6 protein-coding genes and 1 pseudogene are annotated in these 8,184 nt (G+C 58.7%); 2 read left to right on the top strand and 5 right to left on the bottom strand.

The window, feature by feature from the left end; translation table 11 throughout:
* Positions 1-70: 70 nt before the first annotated feature.
* Positions 71-1,351: a hypothetical protein gene (locus P0D89_RS49425; protein ID WP_408370007.1), complete on the bottom strand. Its 1,281-nt coding sequence runs from the start codon at positions 1,349-1,351 to the stop codon at positions 71-73.
* 646 nt (positions 1,352-1,997) lie between these two features.
* Here P0D89_RS49425 and ggt point away from each other — a divergent pair.
* Positions 1,998-3,731, top strand: coding sequence for a gamma-glutamyltransferase (gene ggt / locus P0D89_RS49420; protein ID WP_408370004.1), 1,734 nt, complete (start codon positions 1,998-2,000; stop codon positions 3,729-3,731).
* Positions 3,732-4,405: 674 nt separating this feature from the next.
* A pseudogene (locus P0D89_RS49415) lies at positions 4,406-4,537 on the top strand (IS6 family transposase); the annotation flags it as partial.
* A 39-nt stretch (positions 4,538-4,576) separates the two neighbouring features.
* Here P0D89_RS49415 and acmB read toward each other — a convergent pair.
* From acmB to P0D89_RS49395, 4 genes are all read right to left on the bottom strand, one after another.
* Positions 4,577-5,761 (bottom strand): methyl acetate hydrolase AcmB, encoded by a 1,185-nt coding sequence (gene acmB / locus P0D89_RS49410; protein WP_408370001.1) that lies wholly within the window; start codon positions 5,759-5,761, stop codon positions 4,577-4,579.
* A 202-nt stretch (positions 5,762-5,963) separates the two neighbouring features.
* Positions 5,964-6,347, bottom strand: coding sequence for a cupin domain-containing protein (locus P0D89_RS49405; protein ID WP_408370010.1), 384 nt, complete (start codon positions 6,345-6,347; stop codon positions 5,964-5,966).
* 406 nt (positions 6,348-6,753) lie between these two features.
* The gene (locus P0D89_RS49400) at positions 6,754-7,056 is read right to left on the bottom strand and encodes a hypothetical protein (protein WP_408369998.1); all 303 of its coding nucleotides are present in this window, start codon (positions 7,054-7,056) and stop codon (positions 6,754-6,756) included.
* Between the two features lie 54 nt (positions 7,057-7,110).
* Positions 7,111-7,896, bottom strand: a complete 786-nt coding sequence (locus P0D89_RS49395) for an IclR family transcriptional regulator domain-containing protein (protein WP_408369995.1) — start codon at positions 7,894-7,896, stop codon at positions 7,111-7,113.
* Between the last annotated feature and the right edge of the window lie 288 nt (positions 7,897-8,184).

The raw sequence follows: 8,184 nt of genomic DNA, 5'->3' as shown, positions 1-8,184 counted from the left end.
TTACTGCCTCATGTGATCGGCATACGCAGTCAGCGTCTTCTTACGCTACTCTTGCCCCATAGCGCGCCGCTCAAAAACACCGCACTTTCGAACAGTGCCCTACACCTAAGGAATAAAGTGTAGAGAAGAGGTGCGCCTGCGCAATCGGTGTATGCAGCGATTGCTTGATAAACGGCCAAGCGACAAGCATCAAAAATAGCGCGACTACGGCTGTTCCTATGCCGGGAATGGACGATTGTCTAAGGTTGGCAAAGTATCTCGCTACGCCATGAACCGAGACGATCCTTTTGTGTATGGTCTGAAGCTGCTCATGGCATGCGTTGATTACGGGGTACCCAGTCAAATTTCCGACAGTTTCCTGATCGGCCTCCTGTGCAACCGGAAACCTTAATGCAACATTTCGAAATCTTAAAAGCTGCAACTTCCCGATTAGGTGAACAAGGCTGCGTAGATAGTCGACATAGACGAGGTAGAAATGAGTAGCCACCATCGGTTCCCAGTCAATCATTTCCCGGTGGTTCTGAAATTCCTCGTTCATGTAGTGCTCTGAATACAGAGCCAAGCGGATGATATTCAGGGTCTGGTCCACGGTCATGGTATTTGGTAAGCGTCCCAGCTTCGCAAATTCAGCCTTCTTAAATCCCTTGAGGAACGAAGTTGACCCCAGAGTGCCCTGACCCAAGTCGACAAGGTTTAGCCGGTGGCCCCTGATGGCTTGCACATGTTTGAGTGTTTCATGTGCCATCACTACCACTTCGTGATAAGCCTGCACCACGCCAGCGTGCACGGTTTCTAAATCAACGAACGGTGATTCATGAACCCAGTACCAGACGCCATCCCATCTTTCTCGAAGTACAAAATACGGCTTTCGTTTATCTTCGGTATCGCGATAAAAGCACAGCTGTAAATCCACAAGAGCACGAGTCAATAGGCGTCGGAAGGAATATGTGTTCAGCTTCCTTCCATTTTTACGTTCGAAGAAGTGCTCCATAAACGGAGTCGTAGTCTCTTGCAACTGCTGTCCAATTTGCTCAACGGTATCGGAAATGTCGTGGGACGACGCATACACCGTAACACCGACAAGCATAATGGCGCCGGCTACAGCCAATACTTGGATGAGTAACTGAATAGCGGAATCCAAGTCGGCGATATTCACCGTCGGTGGAAGCCATTTTGTTAGCGCCCAATAGAGGGCGAGGGCAACCATGATAGCCAGTACATGGCCCATAGTTGCGCCTGCAATCTTGCACCATGCCTGCAGGTTTAGAAGGATCGCTGACCGCTCACGTAAAAGGCGGTTCCACGGGGTCTTCAAGTTATCCAGGGTCCAACCAGCCACGAAGCGGAACATTATTGATTCCCCGGTTTGTAGTGGACGTCGAAGATAGCATTAAATCGATTGGCGACGAAACGTCCCTTAACCGGGCGAAACGGACTTTCGAATGTCCAACCGAGTCGAAGGCCGAACGGCCGCTGGTGGCCCAGACCGTGTCAAAACGCACGCCGCTTCGGCTCAGCGCAAGAAACGGCTTGTCAGAACGCCCTATATCGGCCTCGCGACACCTCGGGAGGGGTAAAGCACCCCCTAAAACCTAGTGATTTTGCGTTTTGACACACCCTCGGCCGCGTGCTGCCTCATGCAGTCGGCATAAACGGCTTCAGACTCGCAGGGTTTCGATCGGCAGCACGCGACCCGTTGCTGTCCTTCAGTGAATTTCTTTAAGCGTCCCAACCTCAGCGAAAAGCCGCCGTTCACTTTCCCGACGACGCACTGCCGCGCTCAGTGGAGCCTGAGCGTCCCATCGCCTAACACCAGGATCTATCCCGGCGAACGGTCAAAGGCAAACAGGACGCAACTCGCCTCGGCATGGAGCTTCCGGTGCACTGCAGCATGCACCACAACCGTGCTGTGGCTTCGCAAATCGCCGGTCGGCATGTTATAAGCCCAAGGCAGTGGTTTTCACCATCATGTGGGAAATTGTCATGGAGGCTATCCGATGAGATTGTTCCGCAACAACAAATCGTCCGTGAGCGGACTTGCGCTGGTCGCACTCGTATCTGTTTCGAGCTGTTTTCTGGAAGCCACACCGGCCTTTGCGAAGGCGCCTGCCAAAGCGCAACCGGCCGTTCTCACCGCATCGGCGATCGCGGTTGCAGACAAGTACAGCGCCGATGCTGCGGAGCAAATTTTCAAGGAAGGCGGCAACGCCGTCGATGCGGCAGTCGCGATTGCCTTCACGCTTGCCGTAACGTATCCAGAGGCGGGCAATATCGGCGGCGGCGGTTTCATGACGCTGTATGTCGATGGCAAGCCGTACTTCCTCGACTACCGCGAGCGTGCGCCGCTGGCCGCGACGAAGAACATGTATCTCGACGACAAGGGCGAAGTCATCAAAGGGATGAGCTTGTTCGGCTATCGCGCGGTCGGCGTGCCGGGCACCGTCGACGGCATGTGGCAAGCACAACGCCGCTTCGGCAAGCTCAAATGGAAGCAGGTGCTCGCACCGGCGGTTCACTACGCACGCGACGGCTTCGAGGTCAGCGAGCAATTGCAGCAACGCCGCGACGACGCCGCGAAGGACTTTGCCGGCACGACCAACTTCGACACCTACTTCGGCAACCTGAAGCAGGGCGTCAACTTCAAGCAGCCCGATCTCGCCGCGGTGCTTACGCGCATTTCGGATCAAGGCGCGAAAGACTTCTACTCGGGCAAGACGGCTGATCTGATTGCGGTGTCCATGCGCGGTCACGGTCTGATTACGAAGGCCGATCTGCAGCAGTACAAGGCGGTGTGGCGCCAGCCGATCCAGGCGAACTGGAACGGCTATCGCGTGATTACTGCACCGCCCCCGAGCTCGGGCGGTATTGGTCTCGTGCAACTGCTGAAGATGAAGGCCGACATCGCACCCGATTTCAAGGACGTCACGCTCAATTCCGCGCAGTATGTGCATCTGATCGCTGAAATCGAGAAGCGCGTGTTCGCCGATCGCGCGCAGTATCTCGGCGATCCGGACTTCTACAAGGTGCCGGTCGCGCAACTGACCGACGACGCATACATCGCCAAGCGTGCTGCGGAAGTGAACCCGAATACGCCGTCGGATACGAAGAGCGTGCAGCCGGGGCTGGGCACAACGATGCCGGAAAAAGCGGAAACCACGCACTTCTCCGTGATCGACAAGTGGGGTAATGCCGTGTCGAACACGTACACTATCAACGGCTACTTTGGCTCGGGTGTGGTGGCGGATCGCACGGGTATCGTGCTGAACGACGAGATGGATGACTTCTCCGCGAAGCCGGGTGTCGCGAACATGTTCGGTGTGGTGGGCAGCGACGCGAATTCGATTGCACCGAAGAAGCGCCCGTTGTCGTCGATGAGCCCGACGATTCTGACGAAGGACGGCAAGGTGTCGCTCGTGATCGGCACTCCGGGTGGCTCGCGCATCTTCACGTCGATCTTCCAGGTGATCACCAACATCTACGACTTCAACATGCCGTTGCCGGAAGCCGTGGGCGCGATGCGCTTCCATCACCAGCTGTTGCCGCCGAACACGATCTTCTGGGAGCCGTACAAGCCGATCGACGGCGAGCTCGCCAAGCAGATCGAAGCCAAGGGCTACACGCTGAAGGGGCAGGATTTCAGCGGCGACATCCAGGCAATCAAGGTCAACGGCGATACGCCGGAAGCCGCTGCCGATCCGCGTGGCCGAGGTGTGACGCGGGTGATTCAGTGAGCGTTTTGAAGTAGCTTTAGCGGCGCGGGTTGCGAAACGGAGCGCCACAAAAAGCACCGCGGGCATTGCGCAAGTCACGCGCGATGCCCGTTTTTTTCGCCGACGCAGGCCGGTCGTTCGTGTCGATCGGAGAATGATGGCTCGTACCCACGTTTATAACCTGCCATCGAAGCGCGTCCGGTTCGCGAAGCGGATTGGCCGATAACCACGCCCGGGTCGATACCTGGTCCCCCTTTGGGCGCCCTGCTTGTGTGTGTGTCGAAGGCTAAAAGCGCCCATCCCCCGAAAAGTGAAAATCACATCGTCGAACGCGCGAAGGGCGACCGCGAAGCGCGCGTATAGCCTCGTCGGCAGTGTGCGGTAGTGTCGGGCACGGAATCGCGGTTATTCCGTAGAGTAATACCCCCCGAACTGTGAACGCAGCGGTAAGTGCGCTGGCCGGCGGACTTGGACATCCCACGGCAGCAACCGCGGGCTAGCCCTTTGGGGCGTAGGTCGCGGAGCTCTCCCAATTGCCATCTCCGTGCGAAACTCTCTCAACTCAGAGGTGCAGACGGTGCAGACGACCAGGATGGCGGACAAGGACTGTTGCCGGCCAACTCGATCGCTCGAGTGACCGTTCTCAGCCGGCAAGCCGCCGTAAGGTCGCGCCAGCTCGAAGGGCAGCTGTGGGTGGCTTCAAAGATTTCCGGCGTGCGCCCATCAACCTCGCCGGCATCGAACTCATGCACATGATCCGCAAGGGGCAGATGAACGACGACGTCGACCGAACGGTTGCCGCGCAGTTCTATTCGCTTACTATGTAAGCATTCCTAATCATATTGGGGCTCGCTCGTCCTGCCGCCTTATCGAGACACAACCTCGTAGACGACCGTTTCGAAATCGAGATATCCGCCGATGGCGGTCGCGTCGACAAAGGGAAAGATCTGGGTCGCCCAGAAGCCGCCGACCTGCGTCGTGTGGTCGATCCAGAAATAGCAATTGGCGAGCCCCGCCCATGCGAGTGTGCCCGCAGGGCGCCCGGTCGGCGCGGCCTCGTCGTTGAGCATGAAGCTGAGAGCCCAGGATTTTGACATGCCGGGAAAGAATTCAGCGTTGTTGGAAAGCGACGGGATCACGCCGGGCAACGCTTTGATCTTCTTATCGCCGAGACCGTTCTGCACGGCCATGGCGACGGTTTCCGGCTTCAGCACGCGGCCGTGATCGCCCATCCCGTGATTCAACCACATGCGGATGAACCTGATGTAGTCTTCGACGGTCCCGTAGAGCCCGGAGCCGCCCATATCCACCTCGGGGTTCGCCGTAGGCCCGAAATTCATCAGCGGCTCCAGCGATGCGTCGGCGCCGCGCTGGTGCACACGTGCCAGCCGCTCGCGCATTGATGGCGTGAGAGTAAATGCCGTACTCGTCATGCCGAGCGGCGCGAAGATCCGCTCCTGCATCACCTCGCCGAGACGCTTTCCGGCAATCGCCTCGACGACCTGCCCCGCCCAGTCGACCCCACTGCCGTATTCCCAGCGATCGCCGGGATCGAAGAGGAGCGGCATCATCAGGGACGCCTTCCTGGCCGTGCCCGTTGACGGCAGGCCGAGGCTCTGTCGCAACCGCAGATAGGTCTCGTTGAAAACGTCGTTGGCAAACCCGGCGGTGTGAAGAAGGAGCATGCGGGTTGTGATGTCTCGCTTCGGCGCGCGCAGAACCGGCTTGCCGTCGGCGTCAAACCCCTCGAGCACCTCAAGCTGGCCGAGCTCCGGCACGTAGGCTTTCGCCGGTGCGTCGAGATCGAGCCGGCCCGCCTCCGCGAGCTGAAGCACTGCGGTGGCGGCGATCGCCTTGGTGGCCGAATACATCGCGAAGACCGTGTCGGTCGTCATCGGCACGCCGCTGCCGAGGATCCGCTCTCCAGCGGCACCGGCATACAGCGTGCCGGCGCGGTCAGTCACCATTGCCACCACGCCCGGCAGACGCGGCTGGCCCGCAACGACGCGGGACAGTACGGCGTCGCAGGCTTGTTTGAGGCTCTCAGTCACTAATACATCTCCAATTCACACATTGTCGCGGCACATCGGCCGCTTATTCAAAGGCTTGATGCAGCCGCCGAGGTTGCACCGGAACGCACGCCGCGCAGAGGTATGCTGCCATGAACGAGGCCATTGCCGGCCTCCGTCGGGCTTGCCAGCGCCGTGGCGACGGCGCGGCTCTCGAGAACCTCAAGGCGGAAGAGCGCTGCTTTCAGACGCGCCCGCCGGCGCGGATCGCCGCGACTTCTTCATCGTTCAACGCTGGGCCAATGATATCCATCCCAGCCTCGGATGCGACCGTGACGAGCTCAGCCTGATCCGCGAGAGTAAGGTTCCGCTCAACGATGCGCTCGAAGAACGGCTCGAACTCTCCGGGCGTCACGATCACCTGGAACCGGACCCGCTCGTCGCCGTATGAGCGCCAGGCGTGCGGCACGCCCTTGGGCAGCATGACCACATCGCCAGGCCCGGCTGTGCGGCATTCGAGCGGCGTCCACACCGCGATAGTGCCTCGCTCCATCAGGAGGATCTCATCGTCGTCACGATGCAGATGGCGCACTGGTCCGAAGCCTGCGGGACATTCATAAACGAGCATCGATAAGCGCCCATCGGTCTGGGCGCCGCGGAGGCGCACGCGTGCGTGCTCGCCCCACGAAGTGGTGGCGAAACCGGAGACAGTGGGCGGGTCGACGAGAAGTGGAGCGAAATTCAAGAACTCATTCATGGGTGGAAATATTCAGTGAGGGAGAGATGCCCGATCAGCGAGGAGCAAAGATCCTCATCACGGACGATGACGCGATCGGGAAAGGCACATGCAATGGCCGTCGTAGGGCGCTCAGCAGACTTCAATATTCGGCTCCATGCTAATAGATTTTCGTCGAGTATTCAGCGCGCGAATATGTGGCCGGCAACTCCGGGCTAAGGACCTTGCAGACGGCTCATTTGTTCGCTACGTGCATTTTTATGCGCTAGTCGAAATCTATAGACGACCCCTAACCGCGTCAATCAGTATTTCCCCTGGCGCATATTTTTTCGCCTAGCGAAACAATCGCAAGCGTCAGCTGCCGTAAAACGAAGCAATGTTGCGAGCGCAGCACACCCATGTTGGCCATCATCGCGCGCTCGACATGTGCCGGTAGCGCAAGTGCGCGTACCGCTGCATCGTCCATTCGCTGGATGTGTTCGCCGTTCATCCGCAGATTGATCTGTCTGGCCAGCAGGCTCTCAATACTCAGGATGTGCAGCGTTCGTTGCTGCACAAGTTGCAGCCGCTTGCGTGCGAGATCGCGTAACGCGCGTTCCATGCCGCATCAGCGCCAGCTGAGCTGACTAGCTTATCGTCCTGGTTGGCAATGGAACTACGTCGCGCGCCAGGATGAGCGGATCGAATGGACAAGAGCAGGCGCCCTGCGAAGCGCCCATTCGATATGGGCCCGCGCCTCCCTCAAGGCCGGCAGGCGCGTGGCCATCAAATCCTCGATCGTGGTGCGGTCTGTCTCGGAGGAGCAGTTGATCGCAGCGATCACGTTACCTTGGGGATCGCAGACCGGCAACGCGATCGACACCACGCCCATTTCGATCTCATCCTGCTGGGTGGCGAAACCGTCGGTCAGGGCCTTTGCGAATTCCCGGGCGAGGTCGTCACGCTGGACCACGGTTTTAGCCGTATATTGCGGAAAAGGCGCGCGCGCCAGGAGACGCTGCTGTTCTTCGATCGACTGGTTGGCCAGCAAGATCCTCCCGAGCGACGTGCAGAAGGCAGGCAGCCGATAGCCCACGGACGCCCGTCGCGTGATGCTGCGCTTGCTGGGTACATGGGCCAGGTAGACGACGTCGTCGCCATCGAGGACCGCGAAGGACACGGAATCACGATATTCGTCCGCGACTTCCTGCAGGTAGGGATTGACCAGGTCCTTAAAATTCATCGAGCGCAGATATGCCACCCCGAGCGACAACACTTTTGGCAGCAACAGAAAACGCTTGCCCTGCATACCGACGTAGCCGAGCGAGTGCAGAGTGAGCAGCGCACGCCGGGCAGTGGCGACGTTCATCTGCGCTGCCTGGGCGACCTCGCTCAACGTCATTTCCGGCTGATTTTCGCTAAAGGCCTGGATCACCGAGAGGCCGCGCGCAAGCGCGGCCACGAAGTCCCGATGAGTCTCATCAATACGGTCAGAAGGTGTTTGAGTCATGAAAGAAGGTAGACGGTCATCAACAGGGCTAACTACTCTAATTTTCGCAGGACGAAAAACATTTCGCAAGAAAACCCTGGCAGCGGTTATTGACCCGATCGGTACGACACCATGTAGCAAAGGAAGAACAGCGGCACACAGCGCCAGAACACCTTGTCGTAAGTTGCTTTCTCCAGGTTCTGCGAAACCTCGCTCATGCCCACCTTTTCCATGCTCACCGCCATGACAGCCTCCTGATTG

Origin of the sequence: Paraburkholderia sp. RL18-085-BIA-A, assembly GCF_046027075.1 — a bacterium.
In the GTDB taxonomy this organism is placed as follows: domain Bacteria; phylum Pseudomonadota; class Gammaproteobacteria; order Burkholderiales; family Burkholderiaceae; genus Paraburkholderia.
Note: the sequence above shows the minus strand (reverse complement) of the source record. Positions and strands in the feature narration are given on the sequence as shown.

Excerpts from the sequence above, each read along its gene's own strand:
- P0D89_RS49400 (WP_408369998.1), bottom strand. The coding sequence starts at position 7,056 with ATGGAACGCGCGTTACGCGATCTCGCACGCAAGCGGCTGCAACTTGTG.
- ggt (WP_408370004.1), top strand. The coding sequence starts at position 1,998 with ATGAGATTGTTCCGCAACAACAAATCGTCCGTGAGCGGACTTGCGCTG.
- P0D89_RS49405 (WP_408370010.1), bottom strand. The coding sequence starts at position 6,347 with ATGCTCGTTTATGAATGTCCCGCAGGCTTCGGACCAGTGCGCCATCTG.
- P0D89_RS49425 (WP_408370007.1), bottom strand. The coding sequence starts at position 1,351 with ATGTTCCGCTTCGTGGCTGGTTGGACCCTGGATAACTTGAAGACCCCG.